The sequence below is a fragment of the Mycobacterium toneyamaense genome (genome assembly GCF_055384815.1).
The window spans coordinates 1,799,671-1,825,888 of record NZ_AP040333.1 but is presented as its reverse complement, the minus strand read 5'-3'; the positions used below and the strand labels follow the sequence as shown (position 1 = coordinate 1,825,888).

Annotated in this window: 24 protein-coding genes; 15 read left to right on the top strand and 9 right to left on the bottom strand. The window is 67.3% G+C overall.

All coding sequences use genetic code 11. The features are described 5' to 3' along the window. Window position 1: 1 nt before the first annotated feature. On the bottom strand, window positions 2-1,804 hold the full coding sequence (locus tag ACZ5IQ_RS08850; RefSeq protein ID WP_346414401.1) for an ABC transporter ATP-binding protein: 1,803 nt from the start codon (window positions 1,802-1,804) through the stop codon (window positions 2-4). An 82-nt stretch (window positions 1,805-1,886) separates the two neighbouring features. Beyond that, window positions 1,887-3,029: a radical SAM family heme chaperone HemW gene (gene hemW / locus ACZ5IQ_RS08845; protein WP_346414400.1), complete on the bottom strand. Its 1,143-nt coding sequence runs from the start codon at window positions 3,027-3,029 to the stop codon at window positions 1,887-1,889. Here hemW and ACZ5IQ_RS08840 point away from each other — a divergent pair. The 7 genes from ACZ5IQ_RS08840 to epsC all read left to right on the top strand — a co-directional run bounded on the left by ACZ5IQ_RS08840 (window position 3,015) and on the right by epsC (window position 10,393). Beyond that, entirely contained in the window at window positions 3,015-3,224 is a 210-nt protein-coding gene (locus ACZ5IQ_RS08840) for an Ms4527A family Cys-rich leader peptide (protein ID WP_406804039.1), read from the top strand. The genes hemW and ACZ5IQ_RS08840 overlap by 15 nt on opposite strands. 124 nt (window positions 3,225-3,348) lie before the next feature. Further along, the gene (locus tag ACZ5IQ_RS08835) at window positions 3,349-5,013 is read left to right on the top strand and encodes a nitrite/sulfite reductase (protein WP_464481140.1); all 1,665 of its coding nucleotides are present in this window, start codon (window positions 3,349-3,351) and stop codon (window positions 5,011-5,013) included. A gap of 8 nt (window positions 5,014-5,021) precedes the next feature. Next, a complete protein-coding gene (locus ACZ5IQ_RS08830; RefSeq protein WP_318985326.1) occupies window positions 5,022-5,723 on the top strand; it encodes a phosphoadenylyl-sulfate reductase in 702 nt (233 codons plus the stop codon). Between the two features lie 37 nt (window positions 5,724-5,760). Beyond that, window positions 5,761-6,462: a sirohydrochlorin chelatase gene (locus ACZ5IQ_RS08825; protein WP_406804037.1), complete on the top strand. Its 702-nt coding sequence runs from the start codon at window positions 5,761-5,763 to the stop codon at window positions 6,460-6,462. A gap of 296 nt (window positions 6,463-6,758) precedes the next feature. After that, entirely contained in the window at window positions 6,759-8,675 is a 1,917-nt protein-coding gene (locus tag ACZ5IQ_RS08820) for a potassium transporter Kup (protein WP_318985327.1), read from the top strand. Between the two features lie 150 nt (window positions 8,676-8,825). Further along, the gene (gene cysK / locus ACZ5IQ_RS08815) at window positions 8,826-9,761 is read left to right on the top strand and encodes a cysteine synthase A (RefSeq protein WP_318985328.1); all 936 of its coding nucleotides are present in this window, start codon (window positions 8,826-8,828) and stop codon (window positions 9,759-9,761) included. A gap of 35 nt (window positions 9,762-9,796) precedes the next feature. Then, the gene (gene epsC, locus ACZ5IQ_RS08810; protein WP_318985329.1) at window positions 9,797-10,393 is read left to right on the top strand and encodes a serine O-acetyltransferase EpsC; all 597 of its coding nucleotides are present in this window, start codon (window positions 9,797-9,799) and stop codon (window positions 10,391-10,393) included. A gap of 87 nt (window positions 10,394-10,480) precedes the next feature. Here epsC and ACZ5IQ_RS08805 read toward each other — a convergent pair whose 3' ends face one another. From ACZ5IQ_RS08805 to ACZ5IQ_RS08780, 6 genes are all read right to left on the bottom strand, one after another. Continuing rightward, window positions 10,481-11,542, bottom strand: a complete 1,062-nt coding sequence (locus tag ACZ5IQ_RS08805) for a sulfate/molybdate ABC transporter ATP-binding protein (RefSeq protein ID WP_318985330.1) — start codon at window positions 11,540-11,542, stop codon at window positions 10,481-10,483. Between the two features lie 23 nt (window positions 11,543-11,565). Next, entirely contained in the window at window positions 11,566-12,378 is an 813-nt protein-coding gene (gene cysW, locus ACZ5IQ_RS08800) for a sulfate ABC transporter permease subunit CysW (protein WP_318985331.1), read from the bottom strand. Continuing rightward, entirely contained in the window at window positions 12,375-13,259 is an 885-nt protein-coding gene (gene cysT, locus ACZ5IQ_RS08795) for a sulfate ABC transporter permease subunit CysT (RefSeq protein ID WP_346414399.1), read from the bottom strand. The genes cysW and cysT overlap by 4 nt, the downstream gene beginning before the upstream one ends. Beyond that, window positions 13,256-14,296 carry a sulfate ABC transporter substrate-binding protein gene (locus ACZ5IQ_RS08790; RefSeq protein ID WP_061006468.1) on the bottom strand — a complete coding sequence of 347 codons (1,041 nt, stop codon included), beginning with the start codon at window positions 14,294-14,296 and terminating at the stop codon, window positions 13,256-13,258. Before ACZ5IQ_RS08790 ends, cysT begins: the two co-directional genes overlap by 4 nt. 119 nt (window positions 14,297-14,415) lie before the next feature. Continuing rightward, on the bottom strand, window positions 14,416-14,508 hold the full coding sequence (locus tag ACZ5IQ_RS08785) for an Ms4533A family Cys-rich leader peptide (RefSeq protein WP_353651654.1): 93 nt from the start codon (window positions 14,506-14,508) through the stop codon (window positions 14,416-14,418). Window positions 14,509-14,629: 121 nt separating this feature from the next. Beyond that, complete coding sequence (locus tag ACZ5IQ_RS08780; RefSeq protein WP_020102126.1) at window positions 14,630-14,824, bottom strand: hypothetical protein; 195 nt, start codon at window positions 14,822-14,824, stop codon at window positions 14,630-14,632. Window positions 14,825-14,935: 111 nt separating this feature from the next. On the opposite strand from ACZ5IQ_RS08780, the gene ACZ5IQ_RS08775 reads away from it, so the two are divergent. From ACZ5IQ_RS08775 to ACZ5IQ_RS08755, 5 genes are all read left to right on the top strand, one after another. Next, entirely contained in the window at window positions 14,936-16,972 is a 2,037-nt protein-coding gene (locus ACZ5IQ_RS08775) for a glycoside hydrolase family 15 protein (protein WP_110767782.1), read from the top strand. A 142-nt stretch (window positions 16,973-17,114) separates the two neighbouring features. Continuing rightward, window positions 17,115-17,930 (top strand): helix-turn-helix domain-containing protein, encoded by an 816-nt coding sequence (locus ACZ5IQ_RS08770; protein WP_234789629.1) that lies wholly within the window; start codon window positions 17,115-17,117, stop codon window positions 17,928-17,930. Between the two features lie 23 nt (window positions 17,931-17,953). Next, on the top strand, window positions 17,954-19,045 hold the full coding sequence (locus ACZ5IQ_RS08765; RefSeq protein ID WP_036429724.1) for an IS630 family transposase: 1,092 nt from the start codon (window positions 17,954-17,956) through the stop codon (window positions 19,043-19,045). 133 nt (window positions 19,046-19,178) lie between these two features. Then, window positions 19,179-19,403, top strand: a complete 225-nt coding sequence (locus ACZ5IQ_RS08760) for a hypothetical protein (protein WP_464481139.1) — start codon at window positions 19,179-19,181, stop codon at window positions 19,401-19,403. Between the two features lie 41 nt (window positions 19,404-19,444). Further along, window positions 19,445-20,673, top strand: a protein-coding gene (locus ACZ5IQ_RS08755) for an IS3 family transposase (RefSeq protein ID WP_109557065.1) whose coding sequence is annotated in 2 segments (ribosomal slippage) — window positions 19,445-19,757 and window positions 19,757-20,673 — 1,230 coding nt in all. Because the reading frame shifts where the segments join, the coding sequence is not laid out codon by codon here. A 182-nt stretch (window positions 20,674-20,855) separates the two neighbouring features. On the opposite strand, the gene ACZ5IQ_RS08750 is transcribed toward ACZ5IQ_RS08755, so the two are convergent. After that, window positions 20,856-22,097: a thioester domain-containing protein gene (locus tag ACZ5IQ_RS08750; protein WP_464481138.1), complete on the bottom strand. Its 1,242-nt coding sequence runs from the start codon at window positions 22,095-22,097 to the stop codon at window positions 20,856-20,858. A gap of 316 nt (window positions 22,098-22,413) precedes the next feature. On the opposite strand from ACZ5IQ_RS08750, the gene ACZ5IQ_RS08745 reads away from it, so the two are divergent. From ACZ5IQ_RS08745 to mddA, 3 genes are all read left to right on the top strand, one after another. Continuing rightward, window positions 22,414-23,337 (top strand): family 2A encapsulin nanocompartment shell protein, encoded by a 924-nt coding sequence (locus ACZ5IQ_RS08745; RefSeq protein WP_064860926.1) that lies wholly within the window; start codon window positions 22,414-22,416, stop codon window positions 23,335-23,337. Next, window positions 23,324-25,147, top strand: coding sequence for a family 2A encapsulin nanocompartment cargo protein cysteine desulfurase (locus ACZ5IQ_RS08740; RefSeq protein ID WP_464481137.1), 1,824 nt, complete (start codon window positions 23,324-23,326; stop codon window positions 25,145-25,147). Before ACZ5IQ_RS08745 ends, ACZ5IQ_RS08740 begins: the two co-directional genes overlap by 14 nt. Window positions 25,148-25,414: 267 nt before the next feature. Continuing rightward, complete coding sequence (gene mddA, locus ACZ5IQ_RS08735; protein ID WP_464481136.1) at window positions 25,415-26,179, top strand: methanethiol S-methyltransferase; 765 nt, start codon at window positions 25,415-25,417, stop codon at window positions 26,177-26,179. Window positions 26,180-26,218: the final 39 nt, after the last annotated feature.

The window sequence follows — 26,218 nt, the reverse complement described above, 5'->3', positions numbered from 1 at the left end:
GTCATCGCGCCGCCTCCAAGTCACCGGTGGCCGTGTAGGTCTGCCACATGCGCGCGAAAACCCCTTCCGCAGCGAGCAATTCGTCGTACCGCCCCTGTTCGGCGATGCGCCCCTCCCGCAGGACGACGATGTTGTCGGCGCCGACGATCGACCCCAGCCGGTGGGCGATCACCAGCACGGTGCGGCCCTCGATCAGGGTCGACAGCGCGGCCTGGATCTGCGCCTCGGAGTCGGGGTCGGCGAAGGCCGTGGCCTCGTCGAGCACGAGGATCGGGGTGTCGGCGAGCAGCGCGCGGGCGATGCTGATGCGCTGCGCCTCGCCACCGGAGAAGTGCGCGTCCTCGCCGACCACCGAGTCATACCCCTTGGGCAGTGCCAGGATCCGGTCGTGGATGTGCGCGGCGCGCGCCGCCTGCCGCACCTCCTCGTCGTCGGCACCGGCGCGGCCCAGCCGGATGTTGTCGGCCACGCTCATGCCCAGCAGCTGCACGTCCTGCAGGACGAAACCGACGTGCCGGTACAGCACCGCGGGGTCGATCTGACGGACGTCCACGCCGCCGATGCGCACCTCGCCACCGGTGACGTCGTGAAAGCGCGGGACGAGCGTCGCGAGCGTCGACTTGCCGCTGCCCGACGGGCCGACCAACGCGGTGATGCTGCCGGCGGGCAGATCGAGCGAGATGTCGTGCAGCACCGTGTTGGTGCCGTCGTACGAGAATTCGACGCCCGAGAAGCTGACCGAATTATCTTGCGGCACTTGCGGGTTCTGGTCGATCGGCAACTCGGGGGCGGTCAGCAGCGCCGTCAGCCGGCCGGCCGCGGCGACGGCCTGGCGGCTCGCGGCGGCGGAGTACCCGACGGCCAGCACGGCGGTGGGGATGGTGACGGCGACGAGCGTCGACCCCAGCACCTCGATGGGCGTCACCCAGCCGCTGCGGATGAACCACAGCCCGCCGGCGAGGTTCACCAGCAGCACCACCGGTGCCTCGACGAACACCGACGACACCGCGCGCAGCCGCACCATGGGCCCCACGAATCCGGCGAAGCCGTCGTTGAACTCGTCAGCAGCGTCGGCAAATCGCTTGTGCGCCTTGCCGGTTTCCCCGAAGGTCTTGACGACCGAGACCCCGGCGATGAACTCGACGATGGTCGCGCTGATCTGGGCGATGCCCTCGTTCATCTGGGCCATGCGGGCCATCGCGCCGCGCATCAGGACGCTGTAGACGACGAGGTAGATCGGAATGGTGCCGATGGCCAGCAGCCCCAGCCGCCAGTCCAGGTACCAGCAGTACGCCAGGCCGAATGCCGGTGTGGCGAGCGCGCCGGTCTTCTCGACCGCGGCGTGGGCCACCAGGTGGTGCAGCTCGCCGACGTCGTGCTGGACGGCCTTGCGCACCTCGCCGGAGGACGTCGCATCGAACCAGCCCAGCGGCAGCCGTCCCAGCGCGGTCACCAACCGGCGGCGCAGCTCGCCCTGCAACTGGACGTCGGCGTGGTGGGTGAGCGTCAGCGCCAGGCCGCCGGCCAGGGTGCGCAGGCCGAGGCCGCCGCCGATGAAGACCGCGACGATCGTCCACACCCGGGCCGCCTCGATCGGGCCACCCGCCAGCAGATACCGGCCCAGCTCGACGATGCCGATGAACGGCACCACCGTCGCGGCCGCCGCGATCAGCTGCAGCAACTGCGCGAGCGCGGTGCGCCCACGCACCGGGGCCAGCAGCTCCTTGAGCGCCGCGCGGTCCTGCGCGGCCGCGAGCTTCGCCTGTTTGAGCTGCGCACGCGGCGACGGTTCTGCGTCGGTCATCGGAATACCCACTCCACCCGTAGACTAAGGTTTGCCTAACCATAGCGACTGGCTGTGGGATGCGAGAACCCGCCCGCTGGGTTCAGTCCAGGACCGTGCGCACCACGGCGTCGGCCAGCAGCCGGCCGGACTCCGTCAGCACCAGACGGTCGTCGGTGACCGCCACGAGGCCGTCGGCCACCGCGCCCTCGGCCCGGTCCCGCTCGGCCGCGGTGAGCACGGCGACCGGCAGACCGCTGCGCAGCCGCAACCGCAACATGACGTCCTCGACGTGCCGGGTGGCGTCGTCCAGCTCCTCGAAGTCCGCGACCGGCAGTCTGCCCGCGGCGAGGGCCTCGGCATAAGCGTTGGGGTGCTTGACATTCCACCAGCGCCGGGCGCCGACGAAACCGTGCGCACCCGGCCCGGCGCCCCACCACTGGCCGCCGTCCCAGTAGCCGAGGTTGTGCCGGCACTCGCCGCCCGGACGGCTCCAGTTCGACACCTCGTACCAGTCCAGCCCGGCCTGGCTCAGGTGCGTATCCAGCAGCTCGTAGCGGGTCGCGAGCACGTCGTCGTCGGGTGCCGGGATCTCGCCGCGCCGCACCTTGCGGGCCAGCGCGGTGCCGTCCTCGACGATCAGCGCGTACGCCGAGACGTGGTCGACACCGGCCTCGATGGCCGCATCCGCGGACCGGCGCAGATCGTCGTCGGACTCCCCCGGCGTCCCGTAGATGAGGTCGAGGTTGACGTGCGCGAACCCGGCCGCCAGCGCCTCCCGCGCCGCCGCCGGGGCGCGGCCGGCCGAGTGGGTGCGGTCGAGTGCCGCCAGCACGTGCGGCGCCGTCGACTGCATGCCGAGGGAAACCCGCGTGTAGCCGGCGTCCAGCAACTCGGCGAAGAACTCGGGCGACGTCGACTCCGGGTTGGACTCGGTCGTCACCTCGGCGCCGGGGCCGAGGTGGAAATTGTCCCGCACCGCGTCGAGCACGGCCCGCAGGCCGGAGCCACCCAGCAGCGACGGGGTGCCGCCGCCGACGAACACCGTGTCGACCGGCAGGTCGACCTGGGCGGCGGCCATCGCCAGCTCGGTGCGCAGCGCCGTCAGCCAGCCCTCGGGGCTGGCTCCGCCCAGCTCACTGGCGGTGTAGGTGTTGAAGTCGCAGTAGCCGCAGCGGGTTGCGCAGAACGGGACGTGGATATAGATGCCGAACGGCCCGGTAGCGCTGGTATGGGCGTCGGTCATGGCAACCAGTGTCCCACCGCGGCGAGCGAGGTTTTGCTCGCGATGATTCCGAACCTGGCCCGGTTAGGCCGAATGTCCTGTTCGTGGCAGAATGGCCGGGTGTCCGCCAGCCTCAACCGCGCCCTCGGTTCCGCATTGGTAATGCGGCGGCATGTCGACTTCAAGCGCGTATGCAGCTGTTGCTGTCTGCCTTGATGCTGCCTTGATGCCCTAGTTCTGACCACCAGAATCTTTCAGCCGGCACAGGATCGGCAGTGCCGGACAGCCCCCCGGTGTACGCGTGATCCAACGCCAGCTCTTGCGCGAAGGAAACCACCCAGTGACAACAGCAAAACCCGCCAAGACCCGCGACGAAGGCCAGTGGGCGCTGGGCAACCGTGAACCGCTGAACCCCAACGAGGTGTTCAAGCAGGAGGACGACGCCCTCAACGTGCGGCAGCGCATCATCGACGTCCACTCCAAGCAGGGCTTCGAGTCGATCAGCAAGGACGATCTGCGCGGACGCTACCGCTGGATGGGTCTGTACACGCAGCGCGAGCAGGGCTACGACGGCACCTACACCGGCGACGACAACGCCGACCTTCTCGAGGCGCCCTACTTCATGATGCGGGTGCGCTGCGACGGCGGCGCCCTGACCAGCGCCGCGCTGCGGACCATCGGCGAAATCTCGGTCGAGTTCGCCCGCGACAGCGCCGACATCACCGACCGCGAGAACATCCAGTACCACTGGATCCGCGTCGAGGACGTGCCGGAGATCTGGCGTCGCCTCGAATCGGTCGGTCTGCAGACGACCGAGGCGTGCGGCGACTGCCCGCGCGTCGTGCTCGGTGGCCCACTGTCCGGTGAGTCCCTCACCGAGGTGCTCGACCCGAGCTGGGCCGTCGACGAGATCGTGCGCCGCTACGTCGGCAACCCGGAGTTCTCGAACCTGCCGCGCAAGTACAAGACCGCCATCTCGGGTCTGCAGGACGTCGCGCACGAGATCAACGACATCGCCTTCATCGGCGTCAACCACCCCGAGCACGGCCCCGGCCTGGACGTCTGGGTCGGCGGCGGCCTGTCCACCAACCCGATGCTGGCCCAGCGCCTCGGCGCGTGGGTGCCGCTGGCGGAGGTGCCCGAAGTCTGGGAGGGCATCACCAAGGTCTTCCGCGACTACGGCTACCGCCGTCTGCGCTCCAAGGCCCGCCTTAAGTTCCTGATCAAGGACTGGGGCGTGGAGAAGTTCCGCGAAGTTCTCGAGACCGAATACCTCGGCCGCAAGCTCATCGACGGCCCGGCGCCCGAGCAGGTGCCGCACACCATCGACCACGTCGGCGTGCAGAAGCTGAAGAACGGCCTGAACGCCGTCGGTGTCGCGGCCATCGCCGGCCGCTCGTCGGGCACCATCCTGACCAAGGTCGCCGACCTGGCCGAGGCCGCCGGCTCCGACCGGATCCGCCTCACCCCGTACCAGAAGCTGATCATCCTCGACGTGCCCGACGACAAGGTCGAGGAACTGATCGCCGGCCTGGACGCGCTTGGCCTGCAGACCCGGCCGTCGCACTGGCGCAAGAACCTGATGGCCTGCACCGGTATCGAGTACTGCAAGCTGTCGTTCGCCGAGACCCGGGTCCGGGCGCAGTCGCTGGTGCCCGAGCTCGAGCAGCGGCTCGCCGACCTGAACTCGCAGCTCGACGTGCCGGTCACGATCAATCTCAACGGCTGCCCGAACTCGTGCGCCCGTATCCAGATCGCCGACATCGGCTTCAAGGGCCAGATGATCGACGACGGCAACGATCCCGAGGAGGGCTTCCAGGTGCACCTGGGCGGCAGCCTGGGCCTGGACAGCGGTTTCGGGCGCAAGCTGCGTCAGCACAAGGTGCTGGCCACCGAGCTCGGTGACTACATCGACCGTGTCGTGCGCAACTTCGTGAAACAACGCGAGGCCGGAGAGCGTTTTGCCCAGTGGGCCGTTCGGGCCGACGAAGCTGACTTGAGGTGACCGCTGACATGACAGACGTATCGGAAACTGACCTACGGGAACTCGCCGAGCGCGGCGCTGCCGAACTGGCCGACGCCGGCGCCGAGGAACTGCTGCGCTGGGTCGACGAGAACTTCGCCGGCCGGTATGTCGTGGCGTCCAACATGCAGGACGCTGTGCTCGTCGAGATGGCCGCGAAGGTCCGTCCCGGCGTCGATGTCCTGTTCCTGGACACCGGCTACCACTTCGCCGAGACCATCGGCACCCGGGACGCCGTCGAGGCCGTCTACGGCGTGCACGTGGTGAACGTGACGCCCGAGCACACCGTCGCCGAGCAGGACCAGCTTCTCGGCAAGGACCTGTTCGCGCGTGATGCGGCGCAGTGCTGCAACCTGCGCAAGGTGCAGCCGCTGTCCAAGGCACTCAAGGGCTACTCGGCGTGGGTGACGGGCATCCGCCGTGTCGAGGCGCCGACGCGCGCCAACGCGCCGCTGATCAGTTTCGACGAGGCGTTCGGTCTGGTGAAGATCAACCCCATCGCCGCGTGGAGCGATGACGACATGCAGGCGTACATCGAAGCCAACGGCATTCTGGTGAATCCGCTTGTGGACGAGGGCTATCCGTCCATCGGCTGCGCACCGTGCACCCAGAAGCCGGCCGAGGGCGCCGATCCCCGCAGTGGTCGCTGGGCCGGTCTGGCCAAGACCGAGTGCGGTCTGCACGCGTCCTGAGTTCGCCCTGGGCGAGCGCAGCGACGGGAAGGAACCCGTGCAACTGATCCTCACCGCGCACGGCAGTGCCGATCCGCGGTCTGCGGCGAACGCCCGTGAGGTGGCCCGCACCGTGGCCGCCCTACGGCGCGACGTCGACGTCAAAGTGGCGTTCTGCGAACAGAATTCGCCGAATCTGCGGGACGTGCTGGCCGACTCCCCAGCCGACGGCGTCGTGGTGCCACTGCTGCTGGCCGACGCCTATCACGCGCGCGTCGACATCCCCGCGATGATCGCCGACGCCGGTCCGGCGGTCCGGCAAGCGGCCGTGCTCGGCGAGGACGATCGGCTGATCCACGTGCTGAGCCAGCGGCTGACGCACTGCGGGGTGTCCCGGCTGGACTCGAGCGTCGGCGTCCTGGTGACGGCTGTCGGGTCGTCGTCGGCGGCCGCCAACGCACGCACCGCCACCGTGGCCCCCGGGCTCGCCGCGGGCACCCACTGGCACGCCACGACGGCGTTCGCCACCGGCCCGCACGCCAACCTGGCCCGAGCCGCCGAGCTGTTGCGGGATCAGGGTGCGACGCGTCTGGTCATCGCGCCCTGGTTCCTGGCCCACGGCACGATCACCGATCGCGTCGCCGAATTCGCTGCGGCACAACACCTCGCCATGGCCCAGCCGCTGGGCGCACACCGGCTCGTCGCCGAGACCGTACTGGACCGCTTCGACGAGGTCGCCGCGATTCCACGCGCCGCGTAACTCGTCTGAATCCCGGCAAGACCGCGGCCGGCGCCGTATGGATTGCGTATAGATCGTGGAATTGCACCGACGGCGCCGGTTGACTCGGCCTCATGCGAATTTTCGGGATCGCCGATGTCTGAGCTGCTGCAACTGCTGTCGATGATGGCGCTGCCGGCGACGGTGCTGCTGGTGTGCCGACGCGTCAACCGGCGCAACCCGCCGTCGGGCGCAGTCCGAACCTGACAACACTGCACGGCTACGTCGCCTACGATCCGGACGGTTGGTCAACGATCCGGACGAAGGAGACGCCGCGCGTGGGCACACACCCCGACACCGGTCGGAAGGGGCTGGGAGCGGGCCTGGCCATCAGCGCACTGGGCGTCGTGTTCGGCGACATCGGCACCAGCCCGATCTACACGATGCAGACGCTGTTCAACCCCGATGACCCGCATCCGGTGCCGATCAGCCACGACAACATCTATGGCGTCGTCTCCCTGGTGTTCTGGTCGGTGATGCTGATCGTCACCATCACCTACGTCAGCTTGGTGATGCGCGCCGACAACGACGGCGAGGGCGGCGTCATGGCGCTGATCACCCTGGTGAAGCAGTCGTCGAACAAGCTCGGCAGGCGCACCGCGGCCTTCCTCGCCGCGCTCGGAATCCTCGGTGCCGCACTGTTTTTCGGCGACTCGATGATCACCCCGGCCATCTCGGTGCTGTCGGCCGTCGAAGGCTCGAAAACCATCGACCCGGGCCTTGCGGACTGGGTGGTGCCCATCACCGCGGTGATCATCATCGCGTTGTTCAGCGTGCAGCACCGCGGCACCGCGGTCGTCGGCAAGTTCTTCGGTCCGGTGATGATCGTGTGGTTCACGGTGATCGGCGCCTGCGGCGTCGGCGGCATCATCAGGGAGCCCGAGATCCTGCGCGCCCTGAATCCGCTGTACGCGCTGGGCTTCATGGCCGGGCATTTCCACATCGCGTTCTTCGCGCTGGCCGCCGTGGTGCTGTCGGTGACGGGCGCCGAGGCCCTGTACGCCGACATGGGGCATTTCGGCCGCAAACCGATCACCGTCGCCTGGCTGCTGCTGGTGTTCCCGGCCTGCATGTTGAGCTACTTCGGGCAAGGCGCGCTGCTGCTGCAGAACCCGAACGTCCACGATGCCCCGTTCTTCCTGCTGACGCCCGAATGGGGCCGGCTGCCGATGGTCCTGCTCGCCACCGCGGCAACCGTGATCGCGTCGCAAGCCGTCATCACCGGGGCGTTCTCCGTCGCCGCCCAGGCCGCACACCTCGGTTATCTGCCGCGGCTGCGGATCCTGCACACGTCGGCGTCCACGATGGGCCAGATCTACGTGCCGTGGATCAACAGCATGCTCCTGATCGCGGTGCTGACCCTGGTCTTCGCCTTCCGCAGCTCCGCGGCGCTGGGCTACGCGTACGGCATGGCGGTCACCGGGACCATGACCATCACCACGCTGCTGTTCCTCAACATCGCCCGTGCCAGGTGGAACTGGCCCCTGTGGTCCGTGATCACGATCGGGGTCCCGCTGCTCACCGTGGACCTGTTGTTCCTCGCCGCCAACCTCACCAAGCTGGTCCACGGCGCCTGGCTGCCATTGCTGATCGGGTTGATCGCGTTCACGGTGATGACGACGTGGCAGGACGGCCGCGCGGTGGTGACGCGGGCCCGTGACGCGGTCGAAGGCCCGCTGCGGCAGTTCGTGGAATCGATCGTCACCAGCGATCCGCCGTTGACGCGGGTGCCGGGCACCGCGGTGTTCCTCAACCGCGGCATCGAGACCGCACCGCTGGCCATGCGCGCCAACGTGAAGTACAACCGCATGCTGCACGAGCACGTCGTGGTGCTGTCGCTCGAGACCGCGACGGTGCCGAGGGTCGCCGACGGCGCCCGCTTGGCGGTCGACGATCTGGGCTACCGCGACGACGGCATCATCCACGTCACGGCCACCTACGGATACATGGACCGGCCCGACGTGCCCGCCGCGCTGGCGCTGCTCGACTCGGCTCGCACCGAAGGTCCACTGGATCTGGCCGGTGCGACCTACTTCCTGTCCAAAGTCGATCTGGTGATGGGCAAGGAACCATCGATGGCCCCATGGCGGACAAGGCTTTTCATCGGCACGTCCTACATCACGTCAGATGCCGCGGCCTACTTCCGGCTGCCCCTCGACCGCACGGTGATCCTGGGCTCCCGCATCGAGGTGTGAAATACCCACCCCGGGCTCGCGCGTTGTCGCAAACAGATAGATTTTGTGATGAATGAAACCCTTGACGGGACACCTGCCATTCAGCAGATTCGGCAGGTGCCTGCGCGGGCACCACAATTTCACCAAGCTAGCGCCGACGAGAGGTCACCGATGGGCAAGATCTACGCCAATGTCACCGAATTGGTCGGGCGCACGCCGCTGGTCCGGCTCAACCGGTTGACCGATGGCGCCGGCGCGCAGGTCGTCGCGAAGCTGGAGTTCTACAACCCGGCGAACAGCGTGAAGGACCGCATCGGTGTGGCGATCGTCGACGCCGCCGAGCAGTCCGGTGAACTCAAGCCCGGTGGCACCATCGTGGAGGCCACGAGCGGCAACACGGGCATCGCGCTGGCGCTGGTGGGTGCGGCCCGTGGCTACAAGGTCATCCTGACCATGCCGGAGACGATGTCCCTCGAACGACGCGTGATGCTGCGCGCGTATGGCGCCGAGATCGTGCTGACCCCGGGTGCCGAAGGCATGGCCGGCGCTGTCGCCAAGGCCAAGCAGATTCTCGCCGAGACCCCGAACTCCGTCGCTGCCGATCAGTTCGCCAACCCGGCCAACCCGGCGATCCACGAGAAGACCACGGCCGAGGAGGTCTGGGCCGACACCGACGGTGCGGTCGACATCTTCGTCGCAGGTATCGGCACGGGCGGCACCCTCACGGGCGTCGGGCACGTCCTCAAGTCCCGCAAGCCCGATGTGAAGATCGTCGGCGTCGAACCGGTCGACTCCCCCATCCTCACCGGCGGCCAGGCCGGGCCGCACAAAATTCAGGGCATCGGCGCCAACTTCATCCCCGAGGTGCTGGACCGCGACGTGTACGACGAGATCATCGACGTCTCCTTCCCGGACGCCATCGAGGTGGCGCGGCAGCTGGGCACCCAGGAGGGCATCCTCGGCGGCATCTCGGCGGGCGCCAACGTGTGGGCGGCCCTGCAGCTCGCCAAGCGTCCCGAGAACGACGGCAAGCTCATCGTGGTGGTCATCCCCGACTTCGGCGAGCGGTACGTCTCCACGGCGCTGTACGAGCACATCCGGGACTGACCGGGGCGAGCGAAGCGACGGGAAAAGAAACAAAAATGACGCTGTTCGCCGGGGCTCTTTCGACCCTCCGCGAGGACCTGGACAACGCGCGCAGCCACGACCCGGCGGGACGCGGGGACTTCGAGAACGCCCTGGTGTACTCCGGCCTGCACGCCATCTGGTCGCACCGCCTGGCCCACCGGCTGTGGGCCCGGCCGGCCGGGCGTGGGCCGGCCCGCGTGCTGGCTCAGGTGACGCGGTTCCTCACCGGCATCGAGATTCACCCGGGTGCGACCATCGGGCGGCGGTTCTTCATCGACCACGGCATGGGCGTGGTGATCGGCGAGACCACCGAGATCGGCGACGACGTCATGGTCTACCACGGCGTGACCCTCGGCGGCCGCAGCCTCAACAAGGGCAAGCGCCACCCGACAATCGGCAACCGCGTGACCGTCGGCGCCGGCGCCAAGGTGCTCGGCCCCATCCTCGTCGGCGACGACTCGGCCATCGGCGCGAATGCCGTTGTGACACACGATGTTCCGGCGGACTCCATCGCCACCGGCATTCCAGCGATCGTGCGCCCGCGCACCGAGAAACAGCGCGAACCCGCCGTCGACCCGACAACCTACATCGACCCCGCGATGTACATCTGACGCACCCGGCCACCGGGTCAACACGCAAAACACTGCGGCCGCGCAACCAGTCTGGTTGCGCGGCCGCAGTGCGTGATCCCTGGTGGCTCAGGCCCCGGCGAGGACCGCCTCGACTTCTTGCGTCTGCCCCGCGATCGGCGGGATGCGGGTGGCCCGGACGTACACGGTGTCGCCCTCGATGAGCTGCAACGCCTCGGCGTCACCGCGCGTGATCTGGGCCGTGAACGGCGTGTGGTCCGCTGCGGTCGTCAGCTCGACGCGAACCTCGAAGCCGAGGACGACGACGCGGTCGACCTTGGCGCGGAGTACGCCGGTGGCCGCGACGTCGTCGTCGGCCTGCGAGATCGCCATGTCGGGGTTGCGGCCCACGCGGATGTCGTGCGGGCGCACCAGCGTGCCGTTGATGGTCGACACGGCGCCGAGGAACGACATCACGAACGGGTTGGCCGGGCTGTCGTAGACCTCGGTCGGGGACCCGACCTGCTCGATGCGGCCCTTGTTCAGCACCGCGATCCGGTCGGCGACGTCGAGCGCCTCGGCCTGGTCGTGCGTGACGAGCACCGTGGTCACGTGCACCTCGTCGTGCAGACGGCGCAGCCAGCTGCGCAGGTCGTCACGCACCTTGGCGTCGAGGGCGCCGAACGGCTCGTCGAGCAGCAGCACCTGGGGATCGACCGCGAGGGCCCGGGCCAGCGCCATGCGCTGACGCTGGCCGCCCGACAACTGGCTGGGGTAGCGCGTCTGGAAGCCGCTGAGGCCCACGACCTCGAGCAGGCTGTCGACCTTCTCCTGGATCTCCGCCTTCGGCTTCTTGCGGATCTTCAGGCCGAACGCGACGTTCTCGCGCACGGTCAGGTGCTTGAACGCCGCGTAGTGCTGGAAGACGAACCCGATGCCGCGGCGCTGCGGCGGCACCCCGGTGACGTCGTTGCCCTTGATGGTGATGGTGCCGGTGTCCGGGGTGTCGAGGCCGGCGATGGCCCGCAACAGCGTGGACTTGCCCGACCCACTGGGGCCCAGCAGCGCGGTCAGCGAGCCCTCGGGCACGTCGAAGTCGACGTTGTCGAGGGCCGCGAAGTCGCCGTACCGCTTGTTGGCACCACGCACCGTGATGGCGGGAGTGCTGCCCTGCTTCTGCTCGTCACTCATGATCGGTTCTTCCTATCGAAAAGCTATTGTGCCGCCCGGACACGCCGGGCGTCGAGGATTACCTGCACGATCAGCACGATCACCGCGACCGCCATCAACAGAGTCGACACGGCATAGGCGCCGTATTCGGCGCCGCGGCTGTACCGGTCCGAGACCAGCAGGGTGAGGGTCTGGGACTGGCCGGGCAGATTGGAGGACACCATGATGACGGCGCCGTACTCCCCCAGCGTGCGGGCGACGGTCAGCACGATGCCGTAGGTCAGGCCCCAGCGGATGGACGGCAGCGTGATACGCCAGAACGTCTGCCACCACTGCGCGCCGAGGGTGGAGGCCGCCTCTTCCTGGTCGGTGCCCAGTTCATGCAGCACCGGTTCGACCTCGCGGATCACGAACGGAACCGTGACGAAGATGCTGGCGAGCACGATGCCGGGGAAGCCGAAGATGATCTTGAGGCCCCAGCTGTTCTCGACGAAGCCGAGCAGGCCGGCCGAGCCCCACAGCAGGATCAGGGCCACACCGACGACGACGGGCGACACCGCGAACGGCAGGTCGATCACCGCTTGCAGCACGCTCTTGCCGCGGAACCGGTTGCGGGCCAACACGAGTGCGGTCGGGACGCCGAACAGCACGTTGAGCGGCACCACGATGGCGACGACGAGCAGCGACAGCTGCAGCGCGGAAATGGCTGCCGGCGTGGTGATCTGGGCGAAGAACTCCCCCAGGCCGGGCTGGAACGTGCGCCACAGGATCAGGCCGACGGGCACGATGACGAGCACGGTGATGTAGGCCAGCGCCACGTACCGGGCCAGGTAGCGGACCAGTGGCGAGAGAGTCATGGCGCCAGCTCCTCACGCTTGGCCGCCCGCGATCCGATGACCCGCAACACGAACAGCACCAGGAACGAAATCACCAGCAGCACAATCGAGATCGCGGCCGCGCCGGTACGGTCGTCGTTCTCGATCAGGGTGCGGATCCACTGCGACGACACCTCGGTCTCGCCAGGCACCGCGCCGCCGATCAGCACCACCGAACCGAATTCACCGATGGCGCGGGAGAAGGCCAGGCCGGCTCCCGACAGCAGGGACGGCAGTAGCGCCGGCAGTACGACCTTGGTGAAGATGACGAAGTTGTTGGCGCCGAGCGACGCGGCGGCCTCTTCGGTCTCCTGGTCGAGTTCGAGCAGCACCGGCTGCACCGACCGCACCACGAACGGCAGCGTGACGAACAGCAGCGCGACGCCGATGCCCCACTTGGTGTGCTGCAGATGCAGATTCACCGGGCTGGCCGGACCGTACAGCGCCAGCATCACGAGGCTGGCCACGATGGTCGGCAGCGCGAACGGCAGGTCGATGACGGCGTCCACCAGTCGCTTGCCGACGAAGTCGTCCCGGGTCAGCACCCACGCCACCAACAGCCCGAAGACCAGGTTGATGAGCGCGACGGCCGCCGAGACCTCGAGCGTCACGCGAAACGACGCGATGGCCGAATTCGATGTGACCGCGGACCAGAAGTAACCCCAGCCGCCGCGAGCGGATTGGACCAGGATCGCGGCGAGCGGCAGCAGCACGATGACGGAGAGCCAGATGCTCGCCGCCCCCACGCGCAACGACGTGGTGCCGAATGCGTGCCGTACGCCGGACCCCGGCCCGGTCGAGCCACCGTTGCTGGTGGACTCGGGCCGGGCCGGGGTGCCGTCAAACGTGGTTGCGGATGTCATCCAGTGGCCTGCTTGTAGATCTTGGTGATGCTGCCGTTCTCCTTGTCGAACAACGCGGGATCGACGGTCTTCCATCCACCGAGGTCAGCGATGGTCCACAGCTTCTCCGGGGTCGGGAAGTCCTTGGCGAACTCGGCGGTCACGGCCGGATCGACCGGACGGAACCCGGCCTGCGCCCACAGCTTCTGGCCGTCCGCGGTGTAGAGGAAGTTCTTCAGCGCGTTGGCCTTGTCCTGGTGCGGGCCCGACGTCACGACAGCCACCGGGTTCTCGATCTTGAAGGTCTGCGGCGGGTTGATGTGCTCGACGTCCTTGCCCTGCCGCTCGACGTTGATGGCTTCGTTCTCGTAGCTGATCAGCACGTCACCGGTGCCGTGCAGGAAGAGGTCGGTGGCTTCCCGGCCCGAACCCGGACGGGTCTTGATGTGCTCGACGACCAGCTGCCGCACGAAGTCGATGCCGGCCTGGGCGTCCTTGCCGCCGTTGCTCTTCACGGCGTAAGGCGCCAGCAGGTTCCACTTGGCCGAACCCGAGCTCAGCGGACTGGGCGTGACGACCTCGACGCCCGGCTTGAGCAGGTCGTCCCAGTCCTTGATGCCCTTGGGGTTGCCCTTGCGCACGACCAGCGACACCACCGAACCGAACGGGATGCCCTTCGTGGCGTCGGCGTTCCAGTCCTTGCTGACCTTGCCGGCCTTCACCAGGCGGGTGACGTCGGGCTCCACCGAGAAGTTGACGATGTCGGCGGGGGCACCGGACTCGACCTTGCGCGACTGATCACCGGAGGCACCGTACGACGTGGTCACAGCGACACCCTTGCCCTCAGGGGTGGCGGCGAATGCCGGGATGATCTTGCTCCAGCCGGGCTCCGGCACGGCGTAGGCCACCAGGGTCAGGGTGGTGTTGGCACCCGACTGTGCACCGCCACCGCCGGCGACGTCACTCGCTCCGCCACCGCAAGCGGCGAGCACCGTGGTGCTGGCCACGACGGCAGCGACCGCGGTGGCGGGCCGCCAGTTCTTGATGATCTTGTGCATTGATGGGCCTTCCTTGCTGGTTTACGGATGGACTACCCGTCACACGGCAAGGTGATCGATCAGCACGTGGGCATAGCAGAAGCCGACGCCGATCCCGGAAACCGCGGACGGAAACGGGGTCAGCGACAACAGGCGACGTCAGCAACAGCGCGGGTACCCACGGCAATGAGGGCCAGGATGTGGCCCTCGGTTGTGCCGGACGCTGCGTACATGGCCGGAAGAATATCAGAGGCCGGCTCGTAGCCACTGCTCAGCGAGTCAGCAGCCACGTGACGATGACGAGCACCACCAGCAGCACCAGGATCAGCGTCACCCGTGACTGCGGCAGTCCGTTCACAGTGCGTCCTCCTCGACGTGGCGGGCCCGGTGCAGCAGCGTGATGGAGTAGCCCAGCGCCACGTCGAGCAGCACTGCCAGGCCATATGCGAGTGCCAGCACCACGGGCATCACGATGATCGTCTGCACCACGAACGACAGACCGGACAGCCACAGTTCGACGCCGTCCCACCAATTCAGAATGCCGTTCATCGATTCTCAGCCTACGGTGTGTGCCCTTTCGAATCGCGCTGGGTCGAATCCGGCAGGCCCCGTCAGGGCTTTCGGTGGACGGCAACCGTAGATGCAGTCGATGATGTGCGAATGGTGCTGCCACAAACGGACAAGTCGGGCCAATCCAGCGACCCAGGCCACATCCTGGCGAACGGCCACGGGATTCCTCACCTCGCCGCAGCGGGCGACGATTCACTGACCGGCGGTGCGATCTCGACCGCGGTCCGCACGCCGTTTCCGCCGATCGCGGATTACGCCTTCCTGTCCGACTGCGAGAACACCTGCCTGATCTCGTCCGCGGGCTCCGTCGAGTGGATGTGCGTGCCGCGACCGGACTCCCCCAGCGTCTTCGGCTCGATCCTGGACCGCGGTGCCGGCCACTTCCGCCTGGCGCCCTACGGGGTGACGGTGCCGTCGGCGCGGCGGTACCTTCCGGGCTCGTTGATCCTGGAGACCACCTGGCAGACGCACACGGGCTGGGCCATCGTGCGCGACGCCCTCGTGATGGGGCCGTGGCACGACATCGAGACCCGTTCGCGCACACACCGTCGCACCCCGATGGACTGGGACGCCGAGCACATCCTGCTGCGCACCGTCCGCTGCGTCAGCGGCACCGTCGAGTTCGTCATGAGCTGCGAGCCGTCGTTCGATTACCACCGCGAGAGCGCGACGTGGGAGTACTCGGCCGCGGCCTACGGCGAGGCGATCGCGCGGGCCGGCAAGAACCCGGAGGCGCACCCGACCCTGCGGCTGACCACGAACCTGCGGATCGGCCTGGAGGGCCACGAAGCGCGGGCCCGGACGCGGCTGACCGAGGGCGACAAGGTTTTCGTCGCGCTGTCGTGGTCCAAGCACCCGTCGCCGCAGACCTTCGACGAGGCCTCCGACAAGATGTGGAAGACCAGCGAGGCCTGGCGGCAGTGGATCAACGTCGGCGACTTCCCGGACCACCCGTGGCGGTCGTATCTGCAGCGCAGCGCGCTGACGCTGAAGGGCCTGACGTACTCCCCGACCGGTGCGCTGCTGGCCGCGAGCACCACGTCGCTGCCGGAAACCCCTCATGGCGAACGGAATTGGGATTATCGGTACTCGTGGATCCGGGACTCCACGTTCGCACTGTGGGGTCTGTACACCCTGGGACTGGACCGTGAGGCCGACGACTTCTTCTCGTTCATCGCCGACGTGTCCGGCGCCAACAACGGTGAGCGACATCCCCTTCAGGTGATGTACGGCGTCGGCGGCGAACGCAGCCTTGTCGAGGAAGAACTGCACCACCTGTCCGGCTACGACTACTCGCGGCCGGTCCGGATCGGCAACGGCGCTTACAACCAGATGCAGCACGACATCTGGGGCACCATGCTCGATTCGGTGTACCTGCACGCCAAATCCCGTGAGCAGATTCCCGAGATGCTGTGGCCGGTGCTGAAAAACCAAGTGGAAGAAGCGATCAAGCACTGGAAGGAACCCGACCGCGGCATCTGGGAGGTGCGCGGCGAGCCGCAGCACTTCACCTCCAGCAAGATCATGTGCTGGGTGGCATTGGATCGCGGCTCGAAACTCGCTGAGCTGCAAGGGGAAAAGTCGTACGCGCAGCAGTGGCGTGCGATCGCCGACGAGATCAAGGCCGACGTCCTGGCCCACGGTGTCGACAAGCGCGGTGTGCTGACCCAGCGGTACGGCGACGACGCGCTCGATGCCTCACTGCTACTGGCGATCCTCACCCGGTTCCTGCCGGCCGACGACCCCCGGGTGCGCGCGACGGTGATGGCCATCGCCGAGGAGCTCACCGAGGAAGGCCTGGTGCTGCGCTACCGCACCGAGGAGACCGACGACGGATTGTCCGGCGAGGAAGGCACTTTCACCATTTGCTCGTTCTGGCTGGTGTCGGCACTGGTCGAGATCGGCGAGGTGAGCCGGGCCCGGCACCTGTGCGAGAAACTCCTGTCGTTCGCCAGCCCGCTGCACCTGTACGCCGAGGAGATCGAGCCGCGCACGGGTCGGCACCTGGGCAACTTCCCGCAGGCGTTCACCCACCTGGCGTTGATCAACGCCGTCGTGCACGTCATCCGCGCCGAAGAGGAAGCCGACAGCAGCGGGGTGTTCCAGCCCGCCAACGCGCCGATGTAGTGAGCGATTTGTGCACGTTTTTCCGCGGTGGCCGCGGTGTTCTGTTTCGGGACATCGCTGACACATGGATGTCTCGGGACATCGCTGACACCTGAGTGAGGTTGTGGACCCATCGTGGTTCATGGCCCAGAAGGTGACGGCGATGGATATTCGTGCCGCGACGGCGTTGGCCGGGCAGGTTGAGAATGTGGCGGCGTTCTGCCGGGATCAGCAGATCAGTCGGCAGACGTTCTACAAGTGGCGCAAGCGGTTCGGGCAGCGTGGGCTAGCCGGGCTCGAAGAGCGGTCACGACGACCGGTCTCGTGTCCCGGGCAGACCGCGGCCGCGGTCGAGGAGCTGGTGCTGCGCCGCCGCAAAGAGCTGCTGGAGGCCGGCCGTGATCACGGCGCGCAGTCGATCCACTGGACACTACAACGTGACGGCCATCCTGATGTGCCTGCACCGGCCACGATCTGGCGAATCCTGGCCCGTCACGGTGCGATCACCCCGCAGCCCCGTAAACGGCCCAAGTCGGCGACCAAACGGTTTGTCTTCGACCGCCCGAATGGGTGTTGGCAGTCCGACTGGACCGAATGGGCATTAGCGGACGGCACACCGGTAGCGATCGCGGGCAGCCTTGATGACCATTCCCGCTATCTGGTCGGGTTGGCCGCCGCAGCGGGTTCGGGCACCGGGGCGTTGGTGTGGTCGGTGATGCTCGCCGGCATCGGCGAGTGCGGCATTCCATCAATGTCGTTGACCGACAACGGATTGATGTACACCGGGCGGTCGCGCGGATTCGAGTCGGCATTCGAGGCGAACCTGCGTGCCCTGGGGGTGAGAACGATCAACTCCGCCCCCTATCACCCGCAGACGTGCGGCAAGATTGAGCGGTTCTGGCAGACCCTCAAAAAGTGGCTCCGCGCCCATCCCGCCCCCGACAGCGTCGCTGATCTAGTGTCCTGCGCCGTAAATTAGTTGATTAATTGTAGAATTGGCGGGTGGGAACCAGGGGTAGGCCGGTAGTCGAGTTGGTGTTGACCGACGACGAACGTGAGACGTTGCAGCGGTGGGCCCGTCGATCGAAGTCCTCGCAGGCGTTGGCCCAACGTTGTCGGATCGTGTTGGGTTGCGCGGCAGGGAAATCCAACAAGGAAGTCGCCGCTGATGAAGGTGTGTGGCCGCAAACGGTCGGCAAATGGCGTGGACGGTTCCTGGAGGCGCGACTGGAGGGTCTGGCCGATGAGCCGCGTCCTGGTGCGCCGCGCAAGATCACCGACGAGGCGGTCGAGCAGCTGATCGTGGCCACGTTGGAGCGTCAACCCAAAGGCGCCACGCACTGGTCGCGGTCTTCGATGGCGGCTGAGACCGGGTTGTCGAAGTCAACGGTCGGACGGATCTGGAAGTCGTTCGGCCTCAAGCCGCATCAGGTGGACACCTTCAAGATCAGCAACGACCCGCAGTTCGTCGACAAGGTCCGTGACGTCGTGGGGTTGTATCTGGACCCGCCGGAGAAGGCACTGGTGCTCTGCGTCGATGAAAAATCGCAGATCCAGGCCTTGGATCGCAGCGCGCCGGTGCTGCCGATGATGCCCGGCATGCCCGAGCGCCGCACCCATGACTACGTGCGGCACGGAATCACCACCTTGTTCGCCGCCCTGGATGTGGCCACCGGCGAGGTCTACGGCTCGATTCACCGCCGGCACCGCGCGATCGAGTTCAAGAAGTTCTTGACCAAGTTGGACAACACCGTGCCCGCTGACCTGGACGTCCATCTGATCTGCGACAACTACTCGACGCACAAATCGCCGACAGTAACCAAATGGCTTGCCGCCCATCCCCGATTCCACATGCACTTCACCCCGACCTACTCGTCGTGGCTCAACCAGGTCGAGCGGTGGTTCGGGTTACTCACCGACCAGAAACTGCGCCGCGGCGTTCACCGCTCAATTCAGGCCCTCGAGAAGGACATTCGCGAGTGGATCGCAGACTGGAACGACAACCCCCGCCCGTTCAACTGGACGAAGACCGCCGACGAGATCTTCGAACGACTCGGTTCATATCTTCAACGAATTCCCGGCGCAGGACACTAGGCGATCTGCTCGAGGTGTTCCGGGCCTTCTACAACCACCAACGACCACACCGTGCGCTCGGTGGAGCCACTCCCGCAGAGGTTTTCGCTGCCACAGCACCGGCACGCCCCGTCGACCGGCCGCTGCCGGCCCGGTGTTTGTCACCACCGGCATCGTCAACGACACAACGGGAAGGGTGTTCGTGCCGCCCTACGTCGTCAACGTCGGCCGGTATTGGGCTGGGCACCAATGCGACTGCGTCCGCGACGGCGATCACATCGCCATCTTCAGCGGCACCACCGTGATCCGCGAACTCACCGCCGACCCAACCCGCCGCTACCAGCCCGGGGGACTTGACCCCGTGTGTTGGACACGCTGAATCCCGCAAGGTTGGCGGGGGAAGCGAGATGATCCACCACGATGGCAAGGAAAAATTACCCTGACGAGTTCAAACGGGACGCGGTAGCGCTGTACCGAGACACCGAGGGCGCCACGATCACGCAGATCGCCGACGAACTCGGCATCTCCGGTGTGACGCTCTCAGCGTGGTGCAAAGCCGCCGGGGTGCCGATCAGGCACCGCAACCCCACCGCAGCAGCACAGCCGAGCCCCGGCGTTGAGACCCCAGAGCAGGAGCTGGCCCGGCTACGGGCCGAGAACAAGGCGTTACGCGCCACGGAGGCTCGGTTGTCTACCGAGCGTGACATTCTGCGGTCGGCGGCCAAGTATTTCGCCGGGGAGACGAACTGGTGAGCCGCTTCCAGTTCGTCGCCGACCACCTGCACACCTTCGAGGTGAAGTGGCTGTGCGCAGTCGTCGAGGTTGCGCGTTCATCGTTCTACGCCTGGTTGGCCGCTGCCGACGGACGCGCCGCCCGCCAGGCCGCTGACAAGGCGCTGGCCGCGCGTATCCGCACCGTGCACGATGAGGACAACACCTACGGGGCGCCGCGGATCACCGCTGAACTCAACGACGGTGCACCCGACGGTGAGCGGGTCAACCACAAGCGGGTGGCCCGGGTCATGCGCAGTGCCGGGATCGCCGGCTACCGCCGCCGGCGACGGGTGAAGACCACCACGCCGGATCCGGCCAAACAGAAAGTCCCGGACCTGCTCAACCGGGACTTCACCGCCGCGGCACCCAACGTCAAGTACGTCGGCGACATCACCTACCTGCCATTGGCAAGCGGTTCGAATCTGTATCTGGCGACCGTGATCGACTGCTTCTCCGGACGGGTGGCGGGGTGGGCGATCGCCGAGCACATGCGCACCGAACTGGTCGAAGATGCCCTCAAAGCCGCTGCGGCGCTGCGCGGCTCCCTGACCGGTGCAGTGTTCCACACAGATCACGGAAGTCAGTACACCTCAAGGGATTTCGCGAACCTCTGCCGTGACTTGGAGGTCACCCAGTCTATGGGTGGCGTCGGGTCAAGTGCCGATAACGCGCTGGCCGAATCGTTCAACGCCGCCCTCAAACGCGAGATCCTGCAGGACCGCAGCCACTGGCCCGACGCTGCTACCTGCCGCCGCGAAGTGTTCCGCTGGCTGGCTCGCTACAACACCAAACGACGGCACTCCCGGTGCCGCTATTCCAGCCCTGCGACCTACGAAAGGACCCTAACACCGGCTACGCTGCCAGTAGCCGCGTAACCACAAATCCCGTGTCCACTACATGGGGGCAAGGCCCCGGCGACAAATCCACGCGAACCTACCGCACCCGCGCACCCAAACCGCCATCATGACTGTCAGCGATGTCCCGAGACATAAGTGTCAGCGATGTCCCGAGACACCACACCGCGGTGGCCGCGGAAAAACGTGCACAAATCCCGCGGCTAGAAGGTGAGCTCGATGTCGATCACGGTCGGCGTCGGCACCGCGAGGGCGACGGGCGTCAGGCTGCTGTCGTGCGCCACCCCGGTGATGACGCGGCCGCCGAAACCATTCTGTGCCGCAGGCACACTCGCGGTGACGGTCACCCGACGGGCACCTGACAGCGGACGCAGGTAGATGTCGCTGCCCGGGACCACGGGGGTGGTGATCGGCTGCCCCGCCGCGTCGACGAGCGTTCCGCCGACTGCGGTGAGCGCGGCCGCGTCGGTGGCCTCGAACCGGAACGGACCGACGACGTCACCGACCACCGCGCGGTCGGCGATGAGCCGCGGCACCACCGTCAGGCTCCGCGCCGCCTCGGCACCGGCGACGAGGTGGTTGTACAGCGCGACAACACGTTCGGCGTTGCGGTAGTTGCCGGATCCATCGAGGGTGAAGCTCACGCCTTCGATGTCGACGAAGGCCCCGCTGTCGGCGATCACCTGCAGCCGGTAGAAGCGGTACCCGCGGTGCTGGCGGCCCGGACGGCTGTCCGACGCGGTGGCCCCGACGCTGATGCCCCGGCGGTGGCGCCCGTAACCGGCCGCGACGTTGAGGCCCGACGCGGCGACATCGCGCCACGACGTCCCGTCGACCGATTTCTGCAGCACCAGCGAGACGGCGGCGTCACTCGTCAGTTCGACCGTGTAGCTGCCCAATTGGGGCTCGCCGTCGAACTCGAAGGTGATGGCACCTGGTTCCGTGGTGACCGCGACCGGCACGTTGAGGGGACGGTTGTCCAGGCGCAGGCCGTTGGTGAAATGCCAGATCGCAGCCTGCGTCGCGGCGATGGCCTCGTGCTCGGCCAGGTGCGCGTCACCGCTCAGGTGGCCCGCTCCACGTACCCGGCGGCTCAACTCGACGGTGCCCAGCGTGGGGTACGAGTTGCGGATGATCCAGTCGACCTCGGCCTCGAAGGCGCGCGCCGCCACGTTGGGGACCGCCGACCAGTTCGCGGGCCGGTACTGCGACGGCCGGGTGGGGGCCACGCCGAGGAAGTCCAGCGAGTACGCATCGATGTTCGGGTTGAGCCGGATCAGGTCGGTGCGCGCCGTCGTCCCGTCGGTGAACACCACGGTGTCGACGGTCGGCGAATAGGTGCCGCCGCGGTAGCGGGTCATCCGGGTGATCTCGGCGTCCCGGCGCACGGTCCGGCGGACCGTGACGGCAGTGCGGGTGGGTGCGAGCAGAGAGGAGGAGGGCATTGCGGTGTTGCTTTCTGGAGGCTGTGAACAGCGCGTTTACGTGCACCGCCAGAAGATGGGCGGGCAGAACGCAGAGGGCCGGCGTCAGAAAATCAACAACAACAACACGGCACGACGAAGCAGCGCCGCATGGGCATGCGCAGTTCTCCGTCGTGGGTCACGCCGCCTACCATACGGCACTCACGCAGAAAAGCCACGGCCGAATTCGTCACAGCAAATCCTTTTCAACCACGCTGCGCGCTAACCCTGTGGAGGCCCCCATAAAGCCGTATCGTGGCCGCCGCATCCCCACCACGACCCGTCGGAGGTAGCCCCCATGACGTCTGCGCAGAACGAATCGCAGGCCCTCGGCGATCTCGCCGCAAGGCAGCTAGCCAATGCCACCAAGACAGTTCCGCAACTGTCGACCATCACGCCGCGATTCCTGCTGCATCTGCTGAGCTGGGTGCCGGTCGAGGCAGGTATCTACCGCGTCAACCGCGTCGTCAACCCCGAACAGGTCGCCATCGCTGCCGAGCAGGGTTCGGGCACCGAGGATCCGCTGCCCGAGACCTACGTCGACTACGAGACCAGCCCGCGCGAGTACACGCTGCGCTCCATCTCGACGCTGCTCGACGTGCACACCCGGGTGTCGGACCTCTACTCCAGCCCGCACGACCAGGTGGCCCAGCAGCTGCGGCTGACCATCGAGACCATCAAGGAACGCCAGGAGTCCGAGCTGATCAACAACCCGGAGTACGGGTTGCTGTCGCAGGTCACCCCCGAGCAGACCATCCAGACGCTGCGCGGCACCCCGACCCCCGACGATCTCGACTCGCTGATCACCAAGGTGTGGAAGACCCCCGCGTTCTTCCTGACCAACCCGCTCGGTGTGGCGGCATTCGGCCGGGAAGCGACCCGTCGCGGCGTGCCGCCACCAGTCGTCAGCCTGTTCGGCGCCCAGTTCATCACTTGGCGTGGCATCCCGATCATCCCGTCGGACAAGGTGCCGGTCGTGGACGGGAAGACCAAGTTCATCCTGGTCCGCACGGGCGAGGAGCGTCAGGGCGTGGTCGGCCTGTTCCAGCCTGGCCTGGTCGGCGAGCAGGCCCCGGGCCTGTCGGTGCGCTTCACCGGCATCAACCGGTCGGCGATCGCGTCCTACCTGGTCACGCTGTACTCGTCGCTGGCCGTGCTCACCGACGACGCGCTGGCGGTCCTCGAGGACGTCGGAGTGGACCACTTCCATGAGTACAAGTGATTTGGGACCAGGCCCAGACCAGCCACTGAGCGAAGCCCAACTCTCGGCGCTGGCCAGCCAGATCTACGCCACCAGCCTTCGCCCCGGTCCGGACAGCCCGCCGGTGACCACCCAGGTGGCGCCGCGCGGGGTGGCTCCGGATGCAACCACAGGGACGTCGGCGGCCGCCACCGCGGCCGGTCTGGCCCACCCGGGCACGCCGGGCGAGTTCGTCTCGGTGCCGGAGCTTTTCGCGCCGGCCCCGACTTCGCCTGGGCCGGAAGGGATTCCGCCGGGCACGGCGCCGGTCGCGCCGCGGGGTAACGCGGTGAGCCCGGTCGCACCGTTCGGCGGGTTGGAGGCGTTCGCGGTGCCGTCGGGTCTGGTCCCGACGGTGCCGGGGGTACTGGCTTCGGCTCCGCCGTCGGCTCCCCCGGCTCCGCGCGGCAGTGCTCCGACGTGGCCCGGTGCCGTCCCCACGGTGCCGCAGCTGAATTGGAGCGGTGCGCCGGCGCCGTCGTCAGAGGATGCCGGGAACTACTACTTCCTGCAGTCTCCGGCCGTTGCTCCCGAGCCTGTCGAACCGGTGCCGTCCATCCAGGACGACCACGAGGTCTTCGACGTCCACGCGATCCGCGCCGATTTCCCGATCCTCAAGGAGACGGTCAACGGCAAGCCGCTGATCTGGTTCGACAACGCGGCGACGACGCAGAAGCCGCAGTCGGTCATCGACCGGCTGGCGTACTTCTACGCCCACGAGAACTCGAACATCCACCGGGCCGCGCATGAGCTGGCGGCGCGGGCCACGGATGCCTACGAGGATGCCCGCGAGGCGGTCCGGCGGTTCCTCGGCGCGTCGAAGACCGAAGAGATCATCTTCGTTCGCGGCACGACCGAGGCCATCAACCTGGTGGCGCACTCGTGGGGTGGCAAGCACCTGGGCCCGGGTGACGAGATCGTCATCACCCACCTGGAGCACCACGCCAACATCGTGCCGTGGCAGCTGATCGCCAAGCAGACGGGCGCGGTCATCAAGGTCGCACCCGTCGACGATGCCGGTAACCTGCTGCTCGGTGAGTTCGAGGACCTGCTCGGTCCGCGGACGAAACTGGTTGCGGCGACGCAGGTTTCGAATGCTCTGGGCACGGTGACGCCGGTCAAGACGATCGTCGAACTGGGCCACCGTTACGGGGCGCGGGTGCTGATCGACGGTGCGCAGTCCGTCCCGCACATCCCGATCGACGTCGCCGAACTCGGTGCGGATTTCTTCGTGTTCTCCGGGCACAAGATCTTCGGGCCGACGGGCATCGGGGTGTTGTACGGGCGCGAGGACGTGCTGGCCGAAACCCCGCCCTGGCAGGGTGGCGGCAACATGATCGCCGACGTGACGCTGGAGCGCTCGGTGTTCCAGGGGCCGCCGAACAAGTTCGAGGCCGGCACCGGCAACATCGCCGATGCCGTCGGGCTCGGTGAGGCCATCCGGTACGTGGAACGCATTGGCATCGAACGGATTGCGGCCTACGAGCACGCTCTGCTGGAATACGCCACCCCGCGGTTGGCGGCCGTTCCGGGGGTGCGGCTGGTCGGCACGGCCGACGAGAAGGCCAGCGTGCTGTCCTTCGTGTTGGCCGGGCACGAACCACTCGAGGTGGGCAAGGCGCTCAACGCCGAAGGCATCGCGGTGCGGGCCGGGCATCACTGTGCCCAGCCCATCCTGCGGCGCCTGGGACTCGAGGCGACGGTGCGTCCGTCGTTCGCGTTCTACAACACGTTCGAGGAGATCGACGTGTTCATCGACGCGGTCCGCCGCATCGCGGAAGGTTCGCCCTAACCCGCACGAGCAGTCACGAAAACCCCCAGTTTTCCGCGGAAAACTGGGGGTTTTCGCGTATGTCCGGCCAGGAATATATTGGAAGAGTGACCAGGGGCCGCGGCGCCGGGTGTGACGTCACGGACCGGCGGTCTGCCGGCCCCTCCCCTCTCGTTGAGCCCAATCGTTTCCCACCTCCAGGCCGCGCCTAGGGCTTCCCCGACACTGCGTGCGAGTCGACCGGTGCGGACGGCGTCACCGGAACATTTCCGAGAATCGGAGGACAGAATGAAGCGCTATCTGACATTTGGTTACGGCGCGCTGTGTTACGCGGTGTTCCTGGCCTCGTTCCTCTATGCCGTCGGCTTCGTGGGCAACATCGTGGTGCCCCGCACCGTGGACCACGGCATCACCGCATCGATCGGCGAGGCGGTGGTGGTGGTCAACCTGATCCTGCTCGGCCTGTTCGCGGTGCAACACAGTGTGATGGCGCGGCCGGCGTTCAAACGGATGTGGACACATATCGTGCCGCCGTCCGTCGAACGCAGCACCTACGTCCTGCTGTCGAGCCTGCTGCTGGGACTGCTCTACTGGCAGTGGCGGACCATGCCACAGGTCATCTGGCACGTCTCCGCGCCGGCCGGGCGCTACGTGCTGCTGACGCTGTTCTGGGCCGGCTGGGCGATCGTGCTGACGTCGACGTTCATGATCAACCACTTCGATCTGTTCGGGCTACGGCAGGTGTACCTGGCATGGCGCGGAGAGCCCTACCGCGACTTGGCTTTTCGTACCACGCTGTTCTACCGCGTGGTCCGGCATCCGATCATGGTCGGCTTCATCGTGGCGTTCTGGGCCACCCCGACGATGACGGCGGGGCACCTGATGTTCGCGCTCGCCACGACCGGGTACATCCTGATCGCGATCCAGCTCGAGGAGCACGATCTGGTCGCCGGGCTCGGCGATTCGTACCGGAACTACCGCGCCGAGGTGCCGATGCTGATTCCGGGGCTGCACCCGCACCAGCACTCGGCGCGCCCGCACCACGCGGCGTAGCTCAGCGATTTGTGCACGATTTTCCGCGGCCAGCGCGGA